We start from the raw sequence: 18,657 nt of genomic DNA on the forward strand, positions 1-18,657 counted from the left end.
CCGCTTCGGCGGGATCCACGCCCGCCGCCGCCGCGCCGCCGCTGTCGGAGCGCGACCAGATGCTGGCGGCCCGGCTGGACCGGCTGAAGCAGGACCAGAGCCTGCTGGCCCTGCTGCTGGGCCAGGACGGCGACGGCAAGGGCGGCGGTTTCGGCGGGGCTTTTGCGCCCGAAGGCAGTTCGAGCGTCTGACCGCGAATCCGGCGATGGTAAACCGCCCGTTAGGGATGACCGGCCAATGCTGTCCGGCACCGCCTGACCCAGAGCGCCGAACATGACCGCCTACCGCGCCCGACTCACCGAGACCGACATCCGCCGCCTGATCAAGGCGACGGACGACGATGAACGGGCCGCCGCCGCGCACAAGCTGTGCCGCAGCATGGAAAAGGCGGAGCTGACCGGCGAGGAACGCGAGGCGGCGCAGAAAATCCTGCGCATGCTGGCCCACGACGCGGCGGAACTGGTGCGCCGGGCCATGGCCGTGACGCTGAGGTCGTCAGACCTGATTCCCCGGGACGTGGCGCGAGCGCTGGCGGCGGATGTCGACAGCGTCGCCCTGCCGCTGATCAGCTTCTCACCGGCCTTCACGGACGAGGACCTGATCGAGATCGTTCAGGCAGGCTCCGCCCTTCGCCAGGTCGCCGTCGCGGGTCGTCCGGTCGTCGGACGCGACGTGGCGACGGCCGTGGCCGATCTGGGTTGCGAACAGGCGGTCCGGACGCTGGCGGCGAACGACAACGCCGACATCGCCGAGACGGCGTTGGGACGCTGCGTCGACCGCTTCGGAACCTCGCCCGAGATCGTCGCCGCCATCGCCTATCGCCAGGTCCTGCCGCTGTCGGTGACGGAGCGGTTGATCGAACTGGCCTCGGACGCTGTGCGCGAGCATCTGGTCACACGTCACGCGGTGGCCCCCGAGACCGCCATTCGTCTGGCCGCCTTCGCGCGCGAGCGCGCCACGATCGACCTGGTCGACCAGGCGTCGAACCACGCCGATCTGGCCGCCTTTACGGCCGGTCTCAACGCCCGCCGGGCCCTGACCGGATCGCTGCTGTTGCGGGCCCTGGCGCGAGGCCAGATGTCCCTGTTCGAATACGGTCTGGCCGAACTGGCCGGCACGCCCCATCCCCGGGCCTGGCTGATGATCCACGACGCCGGCCCGCTGGGGCTCAAGGCCATCTACGACCGCGCCGGCCTGCCGCCGCGCCTGTTCCAGGCGTTCAGGGCCGGGGTGGACACCTGGCGGACGCTCCAGGCCGAGGGCGCGGACACCGCCGGAGACGATTTCCGTCAGCAGATGCTGCAGCGTTTCCTGACCCAGCGTCCCAATGCGCCGCGCGAGGACCTGGCCTATCTGATGGAGCGGCTGGATCAGGAGCCTGCGCCCGCCCGCGCGGCGATCGGCGCGGCGGCCTGAGCCAATTGAAAACGCCCGCCGTGGGGCGGGCGTCTCGGAAGCGCTTGCGGCGGGTTCAGCCGAGGTGGTCAGCCACCCCGGCTTCAAGGGATTCGGCCAGGGCCCGGCCGGTGGGATGGTCGTCGGTCTGGATATGGTCCCGAACGACGGCCTTGATGGCGTCGATGTGGGCGTCGATCAGCACCCGGGGCGCGGCCATCCGCTTGCCGGGATCATCCATCATCTTGCACAGCGATCCGGCCAGACGGGTCACCAGCGGGTACTGGTAGGTCGAACCCAGCCCCTTCAGATCATGAGCGCGGAAATACAGCGCCTCGGCGGTCTGGGCATTGTAGCCCTGATCGCGGATCTCGGCCTGGGCCTTGTCGAGCTTGACGATCTCGTCCTGCAGCCACTCGCCGAATTGCGAGGACATCGCTTTCAGCGCTTCCTCGGCCTTGGCGATCGCGCTGGCGTCGATGCCTCCGAAGGCGCCGCCTACCTTGAGGCGCAGCGTGTTGGGCGGACGGATAACCTGGGCGGAATTGCTCACGGCGAGCTCCTCAAGACGAACCTCTCGCATGGTGGCAGGGCACACTTAAGAACCGGTGCACGCCGTCAGGAGGCGAATTGTTCGGCCAGAACGCGCTCCTCGAACGAGCGGCCCGCATCGAACAGCATGGTCAGGGCGATGTCGCGGCGCTCCCGCACCTCGACCCGGGTCACACGCCGCACCTCGAAGCTGTCGGCGGTGGCGCTGACCGGCCGCTTGTCGGGCTCCAGGACCTCGAAACAGACCCTGGCCGTATGCGGCAGCAGGGCGCCGCGCCAGCGCCGGGGCCGAAAGGCGCTGATCGGCGTCAGGGCCAGCACCTGCGCGCCCAAGGGAATGATCGGCCCGTGCGCCGACAGGTTATAGGCGGTCGAGCCCGCGGCGGTGGAGACGAGACAGCCGTCGCAGGACAGTTCCTCCAGCCGCACCCGGTCGTCGACGGTGATGCGCAGCTTGGCGCTCTGTCGGGTCTGACGCAGCAACGACACCTCATTGATGGCCAGGCCGCTGTGGAGCTTGTCGCCTTCCGTCCAGGCGTCCATCTGCAACGGGTGGATGACCGCCCGTCCCGCCGTGGCCAGCCGCTCCGGCAGGCCCTCTTCCCTGTAGTCGTTCATCAGGAAGCCGACCGAGCCGCGGTTCATGCCGAAAACCGGGGTGCGCCGCTGCAGGTTGGCGTGCAGCGTCTCCAGCATGAAACCGTCCCCGCCCAGCGCCACGATGACGTCGGCCGAGGCGGTGTCGGCGGACCCGTACAGCGCCACCAGCCGGTCGCGGGCGGCCGCGGCTTCGGGACGATCCGAGGCGGAGAAGGCGATGCGGAGATCTGGCTGGGTCACGCGTCTACGCAAGCCGAGCCCGTGGGTGAAGTCAAACGCGCTGTGTTCAGCCCTTCACCAGCGCCCGGAACGATCGGGCCGCCGAAGCGGGTGAAATGGCGCCCCGCGTCCAGACGGGCGCGCCCGCGTCGCCGGGCAATCCGTCGTTGAGCAGGCGGATCTCGGTCAGCAGGGCCGGATAGACCGCGCGATCCACGCCGGCCGCGGCGCAGGCGTAGAACAGCGCCTCCGGGCTGCGGGCCTCCAGCGCCTCGCGCACCTGGGCGACAGAGAAACCGCCCAGGGTGGCCAGAGCGTGGATGAACAGTCCCAGACGACGCTCGCGGATCGCGCGAACGAGGTAGCCGGCGCGCAGCTGGCCGGCGCTCTGAAGCTTGGCGACGAGGCGACGCTCCATCTCGTCCCGGTCCGGATCGTTGGCCGGCACAGGCTGCATGGTCCCCGACCGGGCGTCGTAGACCGACTGCTCGATCAGCGGCGCCAATTTCGCCTCATCGACCTGGAAGCGGGCGCAGATGGACTGTCGCAACGCCGCGCCGACCCATTGGTACATCTGCTCGGCCAGTTGTTCGGTCAGTCGCGGATGGCGCGTCAGCGGCCCCCGGAGCGCCGCGACCCGACGCGACTGCTCGACCAGCCGACGGAGACCGTCGAGGCTGAGTTCGGCCGTCCGATTGAAGGCGAGGGCGGTCAGGGTCGCGGGCTCGCCGCGATCGATGATGGCGTCGGCGACCCGGCCGCCGAGGTGAGGCCTGCGGGCGATCTCGATCTGGTGCTCCAGCGTCGCCTCGACCAGGACGCGCAGCAGATCGTCATCCTGCAGCAGCGGACTGGCGGCCAGCACGGGGCGCGCGATCTCGATCTCGTCGAGGGCGAGGACATTGATCAGGGCGGGCGGGGCCCAATCGGCATGGGCGAGGCGCTGTGACAGGACCTTGCGGACCTCGCGCTCCGCCTGTCGGGCCAGGGTCAGGAAGATTTCGCTCAGGACCGGCGACAGTTCGCCGGACGGCGGCCGGGCGTCGCACAGGGCGACGACGCCCAGCAGCAGGCGCTCACGGGCGTCGGGGTTGGGATTGCGCGCGAGAGCCAGCAGGTCCGGATAGGCCGGGGGCGAGGCGAGGGGCGGGGAGCGTAGCTGAGCGACGGTCAAGGGAAACTCCGGCGCGCCGACGATTCGGCTCTCGAAAGCTTAGCGGCAGGCCGCTAAGGCAGGGTTAACGGAAGCTGAATCTTGACGTCGGGGCCGCCCGGCGCGAGCGTGCGCCGCCGTACGCAACCTTGAGGACCCGGACCATGGCCGACGGAACGACCCCCTCGCTGAAATCCCGCGTCTCCGAGGCGGAGTGGAACGCCCGCGTCGAGCTGGCCGCGCTCTATCGTCTCGTGGCCCTGCACGGCTGGGACGACATGATCTTCACCCACATCTCGGCGCGCGTGCCGGGGCCGGAGAAGCATTTCCTGATCAATCCCTACGGCTGGTATTTCGAGGAGATGACGGCCTCGTGCCTGGTCAAGGTCGATCTGGACGGAAACATCGTCCAGGACACGACCAGCTTCATCAATCCGGCCGGCTTCACCATCCATTCCGCCATCCATGCGGCGCGGGACGACGCCCATTTCGTCATCCATCTGCACACGGTCGCCGGCGTCGGCGTCGCGGCCCAGCAGGAGGGCCTGCTTCCGCTGGGCCAGAACGCCTGCCTGCTGCAGCATCAGGTCGCCTATCATGGCTATGAGGGGCTGGCGCTGAACCATGACGAGCGCGAGCGGCTGGTCGCGGACCTCGGGGACAAGCCGCTGATGCTGTTGCGGAACCACGGCACGCTCGCGGTGGGCCAGACGGCGGCGCAGGCGTGGATCGGCATGTTCTTCCTCGAGCGGGCCTGCGCCCAGCAGGTGGCGGCGCTGTCCGTCGGACGAGAGCATGTGCTGATGGCGCCCGAGGCGGCGCAGGCCGAGACCCGGGAGCAGGGCAAGGGCATCGGCTTCGTTTCGGCCCTGGCCTGGCCGGGGGCGTTGCGAATGCTCGATCGAAAGTCCCCGGGTTACGACGTGTGAACCGCGCCGGGGGGCTGCTGATCGGACTGACGGTCGCGGCCCTCGCCACGCCCGCCGCCGCCGGCGCGTGGAACCAGCCCAAGGGCAAGGCCCAGGTCATCTTCAAGTTCGAGCACATGACCGCCGACCGGGGCTTCGACCCCGACGGCGTGCTGGCCGACCTCCCGGCCGGACGGCGCGACACCACGATCGGCGCGTTCATGGAATATGGCCTCACCGACAGGTTGACGGTCCAGCTCAAGGGCGACTGGCAATCCGGTGAAGACGCCTTCGTCGACTTCGAGGGGCGGGGACCGATCGAGCTGGGGATCAGCTGGCAGGCCTGGCGCGACGAGAGCGCGGCGTTCAGCCTCTACGCCGGCTATGCGACGGGCGGGGAAGGGCGCAATGCGGGCTATGCGGCGCCGGGGCAGGGCGATCAGGACTGGGAGGTCCGCGCCTCCCTCGGGCGCTCTTTCCAGACGGGCTGGGGACCCGTTCCGCCACGGACCTTCGTCGAGCTTCAGCTGGCGCGCCGCATGCGCGAGGGACTGCCGGACGAAACCCGGATCGATGCGACCGCCGGCGTGCATCTGGGCGAAGACTGGATGGTGCTGACCCAGGCCTTCGGCGGGCGCACGGAAGACGGCGTGGCGCGCTGGCTGTCGGTGGAAACCTCGGTGGTTCGGGACTTCGGCGACTGGAGCGTCCAGGCCGGCTGGCGGCAAACGGTCGCGGGGCGGGAAACGCCTGAGGCGAGCGGACCGGTGATAGGCATCTGGCGCCGGTTCTGATGCGTAGAACCGCTGTCTTGGCGCCGACGGAATCTGAAACACCGCACGTTGCAGAGACATTAGTTGCGTCGACGGCGGGAGCCGCTAAGTCGGCTCGTCCCCACCCGGAGCCTGCCCCGCGTGATCAAGCGCCACTTCTTTCTCGCCGCCGCCGCCGTCCTCCTCGCCCTGATGGTCGTGGCCGTGATCCTTCGCCTCGCCTTCGCCGGGGAGGAGAAGGGCGGCGGGCCGGGCGGGCGCGGCGGCCCCGGGGCGGGCCGGGGCCAGGCGGTGTCGCAGGCGGTCGTCACGCCCCGTGAGTTCTCTGACGAGATCCGGGTTCTGGGCGTCGCGCGCGGCCGGCGTTCCGTCAACATCACCTCGTCGACCAGCGAGCTGATCACCCGCGTCCTGTTCACCGACGGCCAACGCGTCGCCGCGGGCGCGCCCCTTGTCGAACTGCAGGCGCGCGAAGAGGACGCCGACATCATCGAGGCGCGCTCGCGCGTGGGGCAGGCCCAGCGCGAGTACGATCGTTACCGCGAACTGGCTGAGCGCGGGGTGGCCCCGAGGGTCACGGCCGAGAACGCCGAGTCCGCGCTCGAAGCCGCGCGGGCGGGATTGTCCGCGGCCCAGGCGCGGCGCGGCGACCGTCTGATCCGCGCGCCCTTCGCCGGGGTGCTGGGACTGACCAGCGTCACCCCGGGCACCCTGATAAGCCCGGGCGCGGTGATCACCACCCTGGACGACATCAGCGTGATCCGCGTCGATTTCCCGCTGCCCGAGCGCTATCTGTCGGTGCTGCGGGCCGGCGTGCCGATCGTCGCCACGGCGGACGCCTTCGGCGAACAGACCTTCGCGGGCCGCATAGCCCTGATCGACACCCGCGTCAGCGAGCAGACCCGGTCGGCCACCGCGCGGGCGGAGATTCCCAACCCGGGCGGACGCATTCGCCCCGGCATGTCGATGCGGGTAGTGGTGAGGCAGGGCGTGCGCCAGGGCCTGGCCGTCCCGGAGGCGGCGGTCCAGTATGAGGGCGACAACGCCTTTGTGTTCCGCATCGCGCCCGGCGAACGGGGCCTGACCGCCCAGCGCATCAATGTCGGTGCGGGCTCGGTGGAGAACGGCTTCGTCGAGATGCTGTCGGGGCTGAACGTGGGCGACCGGGTCGTCGCCTCGGGCCTGAACCGCATCCAGCCGGGATCGCCGGTGACCGTGGCCGGCGCGCCGGCGCGTCGGCCGGGCGCCGCCCGATGATGCTGTCCGACCTCTCCGTCCGCCGTCCCGTCTTCGCGGCGGTGGCGGCGATTGTGCTGTGCGTGATCGGGGCCGCGGCCTTCTTCTTCCTGCCCGTGCGGGAACTGCCGGACGTCGATCCGCCCATCGTCTCGGTCAACACCAGCTACGCCGGCGCCTCCGCCGAGGTGATCGAGAGCCGGATCACCGAACCGATCGAACAGCGCATCGCCGGCATCCAGGGCGTCGAACGCATCAACTCGACCAGCCGCGACGGCCGTTCCAGCGTCCGTATCGAATTCTCCCTCGACCGCGACATCGACAGCGCCGCCAACGACGTTCGGGACCGTATCTCGCGCGTGCTGGGCAATCTGCCCGATCAGGCTGATCCGCCTGAAGTGGCCAAGGCGGACACGGACAGCCAGCCGATCATGATCCTGTTCCTGCGGTCCAGCGAGATGGACCGGCTGGCGCTGACGGATTACGCCGACCGCTATCTGCTCGACCGCCTGGCGACGGTGCCCGGCGTGGCCCAGGTCCAGATCTACGGCGAGCAGCGCTATTCCATGCGCGTCTGGCTCGATCCGTCCGCCCTCGCCGCACGGGGCCTGACGGTGACCGACGTCGAATCGGCCCTCACCACCCAGAACGTCGAACTGCCGGCCGGCGCGCTCGATTCCGGCGAGAAGAACTACACGGTGCGGGTGGCCCGCAACTATGCCCTGGCCGACGACTTCCGGCAGTTGCCGATCAGCACCCGCGGGGCCGGCGGCGCGGCCACGGGCGCGCAGGCGAGCGGCGCCTTGCAGGGGCAAACTGCCTATGTCACCCGTCTGGGCGACATCGCCCGGGTCGAGGAGGCTCCGGAGGAGGAACGCCGGCTGTTCCGCGGCAACGGCCTGGACCAGATCGGCCTCGCCATCACCCGTCAGGCCCAATCCAACGATCTGGCGATCTCCGAAGGCGTGCGCGACATGCTGGAGCAGGTCCAGGCCAGCCTTCCGGCCGGGACGGAACTGGTCGTCGGATCGGACAACTCGGTCTTCACCGCCCATGCCATCGACGAGGTGTGGATCACCATCGGCATCGCCCTCGCGCTGGTGGCGCTGGTCAATTTCATCTTCCTGGGAACCCTCCGCGCCGCCTTCATCCCGTCGATCGTGGCCCCGATCTGCCTGTTGTCGACCTTCATCATCCTGGCGCCACTGGGCTTTTCGCTGAACCTGCTGACCCTGCTGGCCCTGGTGCTGGCGATCGGCCTGGTGGTGGACGACGCCATCGTGGTGACCGAGAACATCCAGCGCCGCATCGATCACGGCGAGCCCCCGCTGGTGGCGGCGGAACGCGGGGCGCGGCAGGTGTTCTTCGCCGTCGTGGCCACCACGGTCGTGCTGTTGTCGGTGTTCGCGCCGCTGCTGTTCCTGCCGGGCTACGTCGGGCGGCTGTTCGTCGAACTGGCGGCCGCCATCGCCGCGGCCGTGGCTTTTTCGGCCTTCCTGGCCCTCAGCCTGTCGCCGATGCTGGCGTCGAAAATCCTGCGCCCCGCCTCGGGGTCGGGATGGGTGGCGAGGCGGGTCGACCGCGGCATGGAGGCGCTGAAGAACTCCTACCGGAACTCGCTGACGGCCTTGCTCGGCCGGCGAGCGGCCGTCGGCGGCGTGGTCGGACTGATCGTCTTGGTGGCGGCGGGGGCGGGCGCCATGTTCCTGGCCCTGCCGAGCGAACTGGTGCCGCCGGAAGACCGGGGCCGCATCGTCGGCCGGGTGCAGGGGCCCGAGGGCGCCGGCTTCGACTACACCCGGCGCATCATGCTGGGCCTCGAGCCCATTCTGGCGGAGTACCGGGAAGCCGGCGAGGTCGAGAGCTATCTGATCTCGGCCCCGGGGTTCGGAGGCGGAAGCTTCAACTCCGGCAATGCGGTGCTGACCCTGAAGGACTGGTCCGAGCGCGGCCGGTCGGCCGACGAGATCGCCCAGGAGCTGAACCAGAAGCTGCGCAGCCAGACCGACGCCCAGGTCAATGTCAGTGTGCCGGGCGCCTTCCAGCGCGGCGGCGGCAATTCCAACTCGATCGAGATGGTCCTGACCGGGGCCGAATACGAAGACATGTTCGAATGGGTGCAGCCGATCCTGGCCGCCGCCCAGCAGAATCCGGGGTTCTCACGGCCTCGCCTCGACTATGAGCCGAACGCGCCGCGCCTGCTGGTCGATGTCGACCCGCAGCGGGCCGCCGCCCTGGGGGTGTCCTCGCAGGAGATTGGCCGGACGCTGCAGACCATGTTCGGATCCCGCCGGGCGACGACCTACATCCGCGGCGGGCAGGAATACGACGTCATCCTGCAGACCGACCTCGAGAACCGGCGCTCGGTCGGCGATCTGGAGGCGCTGTACGTCTCGACCGGGGGCGGCCAGCTGGTGCCCCTGTCGGCGGTGGTCACGACGGAGACCTCGGGCGACACCCCGGATCGTCGGCGACTGGACCGCCAGCGCAGCATCACCCTCAGCGCCGATCTCAACCCGGGTACGACCCTGGCCGACGCCATGGCGTTTCTGGACGAGGAGGCCGCCGGACAGCCGTCGGGCGTAGCCACGATCCAGTGGGGCGGCGCTGCGCGGGACCAGAACGAAGCGGGCAGCGCCGTGGGCTGGGCCTTCGGACTCGCCCTGCTGCTGGTCTTCCTCGTCCTGGCGGCCCAGTTCGAGAGCTGGATCACCCCTGCGGTGATCATGCTGACGGTGCCGCTGGCCGCCGCCGGAGGCCTGTTCGGCCTGGTCATGGCCGGGTCCAGCCTGAACATCTACAGCCAGATTGGCCTGATCATCCTGATCGGGGTGGCCGCCAAGAACGGCATCCTGATCGTGGAGTTCGCCAACCAGCTGCGCGATCAGGGCCGGTCGATCCACGACGCCATCATCGAAGCCTCGACCCTGCGCCTGCGGCCCATCATCATGACCTCGATCGCCACCGCCTTCGGGGCCCTGCCGCTGGTGCTGTGGCAGGGGGCGGGGGCCGGCAGCCGCCAGACCATCGGCGTGGTCATCTTCGCCGGGGCCATGTTCGCGACCCTGCTGACCCTGTTCGTGGTGCCGGTGATCTATGGCGTGCTGGCGCGGTTCACCAAGTCGCCCGAGTACACCGCCCGCAAGATCGAGGAGTGGGAGGCGAAGGAGGCGGCGGCCAACGATTCCGTGCCCGCCGCCGCTGAATAGATCAGGGCCGGGCGGGCGGCGTGTAGCCGGTCTCGACCTTCAGGAAGGCGATGACGTCGCGACGGTCCTCCGCGCCGGGGATGCCGGCGAAACTCATTTTCGTGCCCTGGAGGAAGGTGCGCGGGTTTTCGAGCCAGTGGTCCAGCCGTTCGCCGTCCCATGCGAAGCCCGCCGCCTTCAGGGCCGGGGAGTAGTTGTAGCCGGCCAGACCGCCCGCCTGACGGCCGAACACGCCATGGAGGTTCGGTCCGGTCATGTTCGGCCCGCCCTCGGTTATGGTGTGACACGAGCGGCAGCGCGCGAAGACGCGCCGACCGTTGTCGAGGTCGGCCTGATCATAGGGAACAGGCAAGGCGGCGAGCAGGGCGGCTCTTTCCGCGTCGGTCGGCGCCGGTCGCGGGGGAGCCGCCGGGGCGGCGGCGTCGCTTTCGCCCTGACCACAGGATGCAAGGCCAAGGCTGATTAGGACGATCAGGACGGAACGGTTCATGCGGGTCTCCGTAACGGTCCCTGATAGCGCAACCAACGCCGCCGACAACGCCTGCGACCCTTCGACAGGGTGGACGGACCGCTATCGCACCTGATAATCACTGTCATATAGGCGCCGGTCGCGCCGTTGCGTGAGCGTCATGTCCGACACCATTCCCCTCAGCAAGGCCCGCCGCGGCGATCGCGGCGTCATCGTCCAGGTGGGCGATCACTGCCACCACGATGAGCATGCGCTGGAGCTCGAGCGTCGCCTGCTGGAGTTGGGCTTCGTCGAGGGCGCGCGGATCGAACTGCTGCACGAGGGACTGGTAGGCGGCGACCCGATCGCCATGAAGGTCGACGACATGCGGGTCGCGTTGCGCCGGCGCGAAGCGGCCCGATTGATTGTACGGATGGAGGCGGTGTTCGCCACCATCGAGGCGCCGGCGGACGCCGAGCAGGTTCCCGCCTGATGGACATGGCGGTTCGGAGCGCGCGGGTCGCGCTCGTCGGCAATCCCAACAGCGGCAAGACGGCGCTGTTCAACGCCCTGACCGGCGCCCACCAGAAGGTGGCCAACTACGCCGGCGTCACCGTGGAGCGCAAGGAAGGCCTGATCCGCACCGCGGACGGGCAGACCTTGTCGGTGCTGGACCTGCCGGGCACCTATTCGCTCCGAGCCCGCAGCCCGGACGAGGAAGTCACCCGCGACGCGGTGCTGGGACGGCTGGCCGGCGAGGTCCCCCCGGACGTGATCGTCTGCGTCGCCGACGCCACCAATCTGCGGCTGGTGCTGAGGCTGGCGCTGGAGCTGAAGGCGGTCGGCCGGCCGATGGTGCTGGCCCTGAACATGTACGACATCGCCCAGCGTCAGGGGCTTCGGATCGATCTCGAACGGCTGACGGCGGAGCTGGGCGTCCCGGTCGTTCCCACCACCGCGACCCGAAAACGCGGCATCGAGGATCTGATCGCGGCGATCGAGGCCGCCGCCGGCGGCCCGTCCTCGGCCGCCGAAATGTCCTGGATAGCCCCGGATGCCGCCGCCCTGCGCAGCGCGGCCCGTGAGGCCGAGCGGATCATGAAGGCGTGCGTCCAGCCGCCGGAACGTCCGGACACCCTGACGGGACGGATTGATTCCGTCCTGCTGCACCCGGTCGGCGGGCTTCTCATCCTGCTGACGCTGCTGTTCGTCATGTTCCAGGCGGTCTTCACCTGGGCCACGCCGTTGATGGACGGCATCGAAGCCGGTCTCGGCATTGTCGGCGCCGGCGTGGCGGCCGTGGTTCCCGACGGGATCTTTCAGAGCCTGATCGTCGACGGCCTGATTTCGGGCGTCGGCAGCGTGCTGGTGTTCCTGCCGCAGATCCTGATCCTGTTTCTGTTCATCATCATGCTCGAGGACTTCGGCTACATGGCCCGGGCCGCCTTCCTTATGGACAAGATCATGGGCGGGGCGGGCCTGCATGGCCGGGCCTTCATTCCGCTGCTGTCCAGCTTCGCCTGCGCCATCCCCGGGATCATGGCGGCGCGGGTGATCGATTCGAAGCGGGATCGACTGACCACCATCATGGTGGCCCCGCTGATGACCTGTTCGGCGCGAATACCGGTCTACACCCTGATCATCGCCGCCTTCATTCCGAACCGGACTGTATGGGGCTTCGCCAACATGCAGGGGCTGGTGATGTTCGGCCTGTATGCGGCGGGCATCCTCAGCGCCCTGGCGGTGTCGTTCGTGATCCGGCGCATCTTCTGGCGGGGGGCGGTAGAGCCCTTCATGATGGAGCTGCCCGCCTACAAGGCGCCCGACGTTCGCAGCGTGTTGTTCAATCTGTGGCTCCGGGCGCGGATCTTCCTCGAGCGGGCGGGCCGGATCATCCTGCCGCTGATGGTGCTGATCTGGGCCCTGTCGACCTTCCCCTATCCGCCGGAAGGCGCCACGGCGCCGGCCATCGACTATTCGTTCGCCGGGATGATGGGCAAGGCGCTGGAGCCGATCTTTGCGCCGATCGGCTTCAATTGGCAGATGGTCATCGCCCTGATCCCGGGCATGGCGGCGCGGGAAGTGGCGGTCGCCGCCCTCGGCACAGTCTACGCCGTGGCGGATCCCGAGAGCGCCACGGCCGTTCTGGCCACCACCCTGGCGGGGCAATGGTCCCTGGCGACCGGGCTGGCCTTCCTGGCCTGGTACGTCTTCGCGCCGCAGTGCGTGGCGACGCTGGGGGTGGTCAAGCGCGAGACCAACTCGTGGAAATGGATGTGGGTGATGGTCGTCTACATGTTCGGCCTGGCCTATCTGGCGGCCTTCCTGACCTACCGGATCTCGGTGGGTCTGGGCGGGGGCTGAGCCCCTCAGACGACTGGTGCCGGTTGCAGGAATCGAACCCGCGACCTTCGGTTTACAAAACCGCTGCTCTACCAGCTGAGCTAAACCGGCGTCCGTCGTGACGGCGGCCCTTATGCGGACGGCGCGGCCCGGGGTCAATCGAGCGCGGCGGCGATGCGATCGGCGAGGGCGCGCAGCGTTTCCGTTTCGGCCATTGGGGCGTGGCCGTGGCCCTTCATGGGGCGATCGCTCCAGCGGGGGATGACGTGAAAATGCAGGTGGAAGACGGTCTGGCCGCCGGCCTCGCCGTTGAACTGCATGATCTTGAAACCCTCGGGCCGCAGCGCCTTGACCACGGCGCGGGCAGTGCGCTGCGTCGCCGCGGCGAGGCGGGCGAGCACCTCGGGCTCGATGTCCAGCAGGGTGCGGGCGGTCGAGGTTTTCGACACGATCAGGACATGGCCCTCGGACTGGGGGAAGACGTCCATGAAGGCGAGCACGTGGTCGTCCTCCCACACCTTCACGGCGGGGATCTCGCCGCGCAGGATCCGGGCGAAGATGTTGTCGGGATCGTAGGGGGCGTGAAGGGTCATGGCGCGCTCCGGCGGGTTCGGGCGAGGCTAGCAATGCGGACGGCAACAGGGGAGCCCCGGCGGCGTTCCGGTGTTAGGGTCAAGGTCCAAAGGGAGTCGGCCATGCTGCGGTTCATCGTCCAGTTTCTCGTCACCTGCCTGGCCCTGTGGCTGGCGGCGCAGATCGTGCCCGGCGTGGGGTTCACCGACACGCCCTCGCTGTTGCTGGCGGCGATCCTGCTGGGGATCGCCAACGCCATCGTGCGGCCGGTCCTGACCATCCTGACGTTTCCGCTAACGATCCTCACCTTCGGCCTGTTCCTGCTGGTGGTGAATGCGGCGGTGATCGGACTGGTGGCCGCGCTGCTGGGCGGGTTCGTGGTCGACGGCCTGTGGGCCGGGATCGGCGCGGCCATCGTCACCGGCGTGGTCAGTTGGATCGCCGGCTGGTTCATCGGCGGCGAACGGCGGGACTGAGTCACCGGACATCCTTGCGGAACGGCGAGAGCTCTTCGGCGAGAACCCGGATCTCTGCGTCGACCGCGGGGCGTTCGCGCGCCAGATAGTCAGCGACGGGGGCCCGCAGGGCGGGGTCGGCGATCCAGTGGGCCGAATACACCGGCGTCGGCATGTAGCCGCGGGCGATCTTGTGTTCGCCCTGGGCTCCGGCCTCGACCCGCGACAGGCCGCGGTCGATGGCGAACTCGATGGCCCGGTAGTAGCAGAGCTCGAAATGGAGGAAGGGGACCTCTTCCAGCGCCCCCCACTGGCGGCCGTAGAGGGCGTCGCGGCCGATCAGGTTCAGCGCCCCGGCGATGGGGATACCGTCGCGGAAGGCCATGACCAGGGCGATGCGGTCGGCCATGGTCGCGCCGAGGCGGCTGAAGAAGTCGCGGGTCAGATAGGGCCGGCCCCATTTGCGCGAGCCGGTGTCCATGTAGAAGGCGAAGAAGGCGTCCCAGTGGGCGTCCTCGATATCGGGGCCGGTGAGGACCCGGATGTCGAGGCCGGCCCGGGCCTCGCGGCGCTCGCGGCGGATGGTCTTGCGGCGGCCGGAGGACAGGGCGGCGAGGAAGTCGTCGAAGGTCTGATAGCCGTCGTTGCGCCAGACGTACTGCATGTCCTGGCGCAGCAGCAGGCCGGCCTCGCCCATGGCGTTCCAGTCGCCGCGGGTCGGGAAGTTGACGTGCAGGGAGGAGACGCCGAGCCGCTCGGTCAGGGCCAGGGCGCCCTGCAGCAGGGCCTCGCGCACCGTGGCGAGGTCGGCGTCCGGGTGGGCGAGGAAGCGGGGGCCGGTGACCGGGGTGAAGGGCACGGCGGCCAGCAGCTTGGGATAGTAGCGACCGCCCGCCCGTTCGTAGGCGTCGGCCCAGCTGTGGTCGAAGACGTATTCGCCCTGGCTGTGGCCCTTGAGCCAGAGGGGCATGACGCCGAGGACGCGGCCGGTTTCGTCCTCGAGCGACAGGTGGCGGCCAGCCCAGCCCTCGCGCGGGACGGCGCTGCCGGAGGCCTCGCAGGCGTCGAGGAAATCAAAGGAGACGAACGGATCGCCGGCGGGGGACGCGCAGGCGTCCCAGGCCTCGCGGCCGATGTCGGCGACCCGGTCGTGAACGCGGAGGGTGAAGGTCACCGCACCTCGACGATGGCGTCCACCTCGACGGCGAAGCCGAGGGGCAGGCGGTAGACGCCGACGGCCGAGCGGGCGTGGCGGCCCTTGTCGCCGAAGGCCTCGACCATCAGGTCGGAGCAGCCGTTGATGACGGCCGGGATGGCCTCGAAGTCGCCGGCGGCCTGGACGAAGCCGCCCAGTTTGACGACGCGGACGACGCGCTCGAGGTCCCCGTCCAGGGCGGCGGACATCTGGGCCAGAAGGTTGACGCCGCACATCCGGGCGGCGGCCTGGGCCTGCTCCGGCGAGACGTCGGCGCCGACCGTGCCCTTGATCCCGCCGGAAGCGTCGTTGGACAGCTGGCCGGAGATGTGGAGCAGGTTTCCGCTCTGGACGTAGGGCACATAGTTGGCCACCGCCTTGGCGGGTTCCGGCAGTTGGATGCCGAGTTCGGCGAGGCGGGCGGCGACGGTCATGGCAGGCTCCTGATGGGGATGTGGGGGCGGTTTAGCGCGCGGGAAGGGCGGCGTCAGCCCTGCATCGGGCATGACTCTCCGCCGCTTGTCTCCAAACGGTCGGGGAGGTCGGCGGAGCGCGGGCGGTCGGCCCGGAACCGTGTGGCCCCCTGCTTTCGCGTTACGGGAGCCTGTGTGAATTTTCGGCTGAACGCCTGCGCTCCGCCGTGATCGCGGCTTCCGAGCGCTTCGGGGCGGGCCTCCCAGGCGGAGCGGGGTGTCGCCAGTTTTCGGCCCCCGGTCCTTTTCGCCTTTAGACCCTTTCGAAACTAAGCCCGGGCGGGCAGGAGCGGCCAGGCCCCTGGGCTCCTCCGTTTCAAACCGGAGGACAGTCCCTTTCCACGCCGGAGGGGGGAGCAACCCGTCCTCCAGGATGGTCCGGTTCCGCCGCGCGCCGCCCGAAGGCGATACGCGGCGTCCCGCAACGATCACACCCGCCGCACGCGGTTGGCCCTGGCGCCAGACGCCCTCCCCCGCGACGGGATGGACGGCATTATACGGCCGCCATTTACGCGGATGGAAAACAGCGTCGAGAAAAGGCGATGTGTCTGATGTCGCAGGAGAGTTTTGTGACAATCGGACTATAATTTCGCGGATCGCCAGCACAGCGTCATGGCCCTCGAGAGCCAGGGTTCATCACGACGGACACAACGGATTCACAAAGGACACGACGGGGCCGGCGGGCCCGCGGCTCCCGTCAGGGAGACGCCATGGATGACTGCGGGCAAGAGCCCGCGGAGAGCGGCGACCAACTCGCTCCCGTCGTGTCCTTTGCGCCTCTTCGTGTCCGTTGATGAACCCGCAGGCGGCGGTGTCGGCGCGTTGGTCTGGAGCGGCCCTCAGCGGCTGGCGTTCTGCATGCAGTCGCCGGCGATGTAGAGGCCGTTGAGGTAGTTCCAGCGGTCCCGGAGCGCCTGGGCTTCGAGTTCGCGGCGACGGCGCTCCCCGTCAGTGAGGGCGTCCGCGCCGGCGATCACCAGGCCGGCCCCGGGAATCAGCATGGCGGCGCCGGCCTTGGCCACGTCCACGGCCGCGCCGAGGCGGCCGGGCGTATTGTCGCCCATGCGTTCGCTGAGCGTCGCCGCCTCATCGGCGATCTGGACGCAGGTGAGGTTGGCGTCGCCGGCCTGGACCACCGTCCCGGAGCCTGCGGTTCCGTCTGCGCCCGCGCCGGCCGGCTGCTGGGTCGCGCAGCCGCCGCAGATCAGGGCGGCGGCGAGGAAGAGATGGGCTTTCACGATCAGTACTCCACTTGTTACCCGACAGAACGGGGGTGGAGGACCGAGGTTGCCTGCGGCGATGATCAGGCCCGGACGGCGCGGGACGCCTCGACGCCGAGCGCCTGCAGGGCGGCGGCGGCGATGTGCTCGGCGTTGAGGCCCGCGGTGGCGTACATGGCGGCCGGATTGTCCTGGTCCTGAAAGACGTCGGGCAGATGCAGGGTGCGGACCTTGAGGCCGGCGTCGAGGGCGCCCTTTTCCGCCAGCATCTGCAGCACGAAGGCGCCGAAGCCGCCCATGGCCCCCTCCTCCACCGTGATCAGGCATTCATGCTCGCGGGCGAGGCGCAGGATCAGGTCGGCGTCCAGCGGCTTGGCGAAACGGGCGTCGGCGACCGTGGCCGAGACGCCGCGCGCGGCGAGGGCGTCGGCGGCCTTGAGCGATTCCTGCAGGCGGGTGCCGAGCGACAGGATGGCGACGGTGGTCCCTTCGCGGACGACGCGGCCCTTGCCGATCTCCAGCGGGGCGGCGAGTTCCGGGATCTCGACTCCGACGCCGTCGCCGCGGGGATAGCGGAAGGCCGAGGGGCGGTCGTCGATCTCGAGACTGGTGGCGATCATGGCGGCCAGTTCGGCCTCGTCGGCGGCGGCCATCAGCACCATGCCCGGCAGGGCGCCCATGTAGCCGATGTCGAAGCTGCCGGCGTGGGTGGCGCCGTCGGCCCCGACCAGGCCGGCGCGGTCCATGGCGAAGCGCACCGGCAGGGACTGGATGGCGACGTCGTGGACGACCTGGTCGTAGCCGCGCTGAAGGAAGGTCGAATAGATGGCGCAGACCGGCTTCATGCCGTCGGCGGCGAGGCCGGCGGCGAAGGTGACGGCGTGCTGTTCGGCGATGCCGACGTCATAGGTGCGCTCGGGGAAGGCCTGGCCGAACAGGTCCAGCCCGGTGCCCGAGGGCATGGCGGCGGTGATGGCGACGATGGAGGGATCGCGCTCGGCCCGCTTGATCAGCTCGGTCCCGAACACCTTGGTGTAGCTGGGGGCGTTGGAGACGGACTTGGACTGCTTGCCCGAGACGACGTCGAACTTGACCACCGCGTGCAGCTTGTCGGCGCTGGTCTCGGCCGGGGCGTAGCCCTTGCCCTTCTGGGTGACCACATGGACCAGGACCGGGCGGTCGTCGATGGCCGCCGCATTGCGCAGGATCGGCACCAGATTGTCCATGTCGTGGCCGTCGATCGGGCCGATGTAGTAGAAGCCCAGCTCCTCGAAGAAGGTGCCGCCGGTGACCATGCCGCGGGCGTATTCCTCGGCCTTGCGCGCGGCGTTGCGGAACGGGCGCGGCATGTGTTCGGCGACCGACTTTCCGAAGCGGCGGAAATTGCGATAGGCGCCGCCCGAGACCTGTTTGGCCAGATAGGCGCTCATGCCGCCGACCGGCGGGGCGATCGACATGTCGTTGTCGTTCAGGATCACGACCAGCTGTTTGGTGGTCTCGGCGGCGTTGTTCATGGCCTCATAGGCCATGCCGGCGGACATGGAGCCGTCGCCGATGACAGCCACGACCTTGTTCGATTCGCCCTTCTGGTCGCGGGCGGCGCAGAAGCCGAGGGCGGCGCTGATCGAGGTCGAGGCGTGGGCGGCGCCGAAGGGGTCGTATTCGCTCTCGCTGCGCTTGGTGAAGCCCGAGAGGCCGCCGGGCTGGCGCAGGGTGCGGATGCGGTCGCGGCGGCCGGTCAGGATCTTGTGCGGATAGCACTGGTGGCCGACGTCCCAGATCAGGATGTCCTTCGGCGTCTCGAACACGTGGTGGATGGCCACGGTCAGCTCGACCACGCCGAGGCCGGCCCCGAGGTGGCCGCCGGTGACGGAGACCGGGTCGAGACCATCGACGCGGTCTCCG

At 69.4% G+C, this 18,657-nt stretch carries 17 protein-coding genes, 1 tRNA gene and 1 pseudogene; 9 read left to right on the top strand and 10 right to left on the bottom strand.

What is annotated here, in order from left to right:
• Together RDU12_RS02605 and RDU12_RS02610 are read left to right on the top strand one after the other, a co-directional pair.
• A pseudogene (locus RDU12_RS02605) lies at positions 1-191 on the top strand (lytic transglycosylase domain-containing protein); the annotation flags it as partial.
• An 82-nt stretch (positions 192-273) separates the two neighbouring features.
• The gene (locus RDU12_RS02610; RefSeq protein ID WP_300291080.1) at positions 274-1,416 is read left to right on the top strand and encodes a DUF2336 domain-containing protein; all 1,143 of its coding nucleotides are present in this window, start codon (positions 274-276) and stop codon (positions 1,414-1,416) included.
• Between the two features lie 55 nt (positions 1,417-1,471).
• Here the strand turns inward: RDU12_RS02610 and RDU12_RS02615 are convergent, their stop codons facing one another.
• From RDU12_RS02615 to RDU12_RS02625, 3 genes are all read right to left on the bottom strand, one after another.
• Entirely contained in the window at positions 1,472-1,948 is a 477-nt protein-coding gene (locus RDU12_RS02615; RefSeq protein ID WP_300291084.1) for an Hpt domain-containing protein, read from the bottom strand.
• A gap of 65 nt (positions 1,949-2,013) precedes the next feature.
• The gene (locus RDU12_RS02620; protein ID WP_300291086.1) at positions 2,014-2,787 is read right to left on the bottom strand and encodes an NAD kinase; all 774 of its coding nucleotides are present in this window, start codon (positions 2,785-2,787) and stop codon (positions 2,014-2,016) included.
• Positions 2,788-2,833: 46 nt separating this feature from the next.
• The gene (locus tag RDU12_RS02625) at positions 2,834-3,940 is read right to left on the bottom strand and encodes a DUF2336 domain-containing protein (protein ID WP_300291088.1); all 1,107 of its coding nucleotides are present in this window, start codon (positions 3,938-3,940) and stop codon (positions 2,834-2,836) included.
• 143 nt (positions 3,941-4,083) lie between these two features.
• Here RDU12_RS02625 and RDU12_RS02630 point away from each other — a divergent pair, with 143 nt between their 5' ends.
• From RDU12_RS02630 to RDU12_RS02645, 4 genes are all read left to right on the top strand, one after another.
• Entirely contained in the window at positions 4,084-4,848 is a 765-nt protein-coding gene (locus tag RDU12_RS02630; protein WP_300291090.1) for a class II aldolase/adducin family protein, read from the top strand.
• A complete protein-coding gene (locus RDU12_RS02635; protein WP_300291092.1) occupies positions 4,845-5,621 on the top strand; it encodes a hypothetical protein in 777 nt (258 codons plus the stop codon). The genes RDU12_RS02630 and RDU12_RS02635 overlap by 4 nt, the downstream gene beginning before the upstream one ends.
• Before the next feature lie 120 nt (positions 5,622-5,741).
• Positions 5,742-6,857: an efflux RND transporter periplasmic adaptor subunit gene (locus tag RDU12_RS02640; protein ID WP_308684053.1), complete on the top strand. Its 1,116-nt coding sequence runs from the start codon at positions 5,742-5,744 to the stop codon at positions 6,855-6,857.
• Entirely contained in the window at positions 6,857-10,045 is a 3,189-nt protein-coding gene (locus tag RDU12_RS02645) for an efflux RND transporter permease subunit (protein WP_300290039.1), read from the top strand. Before RDU12_RS02640 ends, RDU12_RS02645 begins: the two co-directional genes overlap by 1 nt.
• A 1-nt stretch (position 10,046) precedes the next feature.
• Here the strand turns inward: RDU12_RS02645 and RDU12_RS02650 are convergent, their stop codons facing one another.
• Positions 10,047-10,535 (bottom strand): cytochrome c family protein, encoded by a 489-nt coding sequence (locus RDU12_RS02650; RefSeq protein ID WP_300290038.1) that lies wholly within the window; start codon positions 10,533-10,535, stop codon positions 10,047-10,049.
• A gap of 139 nt (positions 10,536-10,674) precedes the next feature.
• Between RDU12_RS02650 and RDU12_RS02655 the strand changes: the two genes are divergently transcribed.
• Both RDU12_RS02655 and RDU12_RS02660 read left to right on the top strand, forming a co-directional pair.
• On the top strand, positions 10,675-10,986 hold the full coding sequence (locus RDU12_RS02655; RefSeq protein ID WP_300290036.1) for a FeoA family protein: 312 nt from the start codon (positions 10,675-10,677) through the stop codon (positions 10,984-10,986).
• Positions 10,986-12,857 (top strand): ferrous iron transporter B, encoded by a 1,872-nt coding sequence (locus RDU12_RS02660; protein ID WP_300290034.1) that lies wholly within the window; start codon positions 10,986-10,988, stop codon positions 12,855-12,857. The genes RDU12_RS02655 and RDU12_RS02660 overlap by 1 nt, the downstream gene beginning before the upstream one ends.
• 14 nt (positions 12,858-12,871) lie before the next feature.
• Here RDU12_RS02660 and RDU12_RS02665 read toward each other — a convergent pair.
• Together RDU12_RS02665 and RDU12_RS02670 are read right to left on the bottom strand one after the other, a co-directional pair.
• Positions 12,872-12,947, bottom strand: a tRNA-Thr gene (locus RDU12_RS02665).
• A gap of 44 nt (positions 12,948-12,991) precedes the next feature.
• Positions 12,992-13,429 (bottom strand): HIT family protein, encoded by a 438-nt coding sequence (locus RDU12_RS02670; RefSeq protein ID WP_300290033.1) that lies wholly within the window; start codon positions 13,427-13,429, stop codon positions 12,992-12,994.
• A 102-nt stretch (positions 13,430-13,531) separates the two neighbouring features.
• On the opposite strand from RDU12_RS02670, the gene RDU12_RS02675 reads away from it, so the two are divergent.
• The gene (locus tag RDU12_RS02675; RefSeq protein ID WP_300290031.1) at positions 13,532-13,885 is read left to right on the top strand and encodes a phage holin family protein; all 354 of its coding nucleotides are present in this window, start codon (positions 13,532-13,534) and stop codon (positions 13,883-13,885) included.
• A gap of 1 nt (position 13,886) precedes the next feature.
• Here RDU12_RS02675 and RDU12_RS02680 read toward each other — a convergent pair whose 3' ends face one another.
• The 4 genes from RDU12_RS02680 to dxs all read right to left on the bottom strand — a co-directional run.
• Positions 13,887-15,038, bottom strand: a complete 1,152-nt coding sequence (locus tag RDU12_RS02680; protein ID WP_300290029.1) for a GNAT family N-acetyltransferase — start codon at positions 15,036-15,038, stop codon at positions 13,887-13,889.
• Positions 15,035-15,493, bottom strand: coding sequence for a RidA family protein (locus RDU12_RS02685; RefSeq protein WP_300290027.1), 459 nt, complete (start codon positions 15,491-15,493; stop codon positions 15,035-15,037). Before RDU12_RS02685 ends, RDU12_RS02680 begins: the two co-directional genes overlap by 4 nt.
• An 878-nt stretch (positions 15,494-16,371) precedes the next feature.
• A complete protein-coding gene (locus RDU12_RS02690; protein WP_300291484.1) occupies positions 16,372-16,770 on the bottom strand; it encodes a hypothetical protein in 399 nt (132 codons plus the stop codon).
• A gap of 65 nt (positions 16,771-16,835) precedes the next feature.
• Positions 16,836-18,657: 1-deoxy-D-xylulose-5-phosphate synthase (gene dxs, locus RDU12_RS02695; RefSeq protein ID WP_308684054.1), on the bottom strand; the 1,822-nt coding region annotated here is incomplete at its 5' end.

The organism is Brevundimonas sp. (assembly GCF_031082345.1).
Lineage (GTDB): Bacteria > Pseudomonadota > Alphaproteobacteria > Caulobacterales > Caulobacteraceae > Brevundimonas.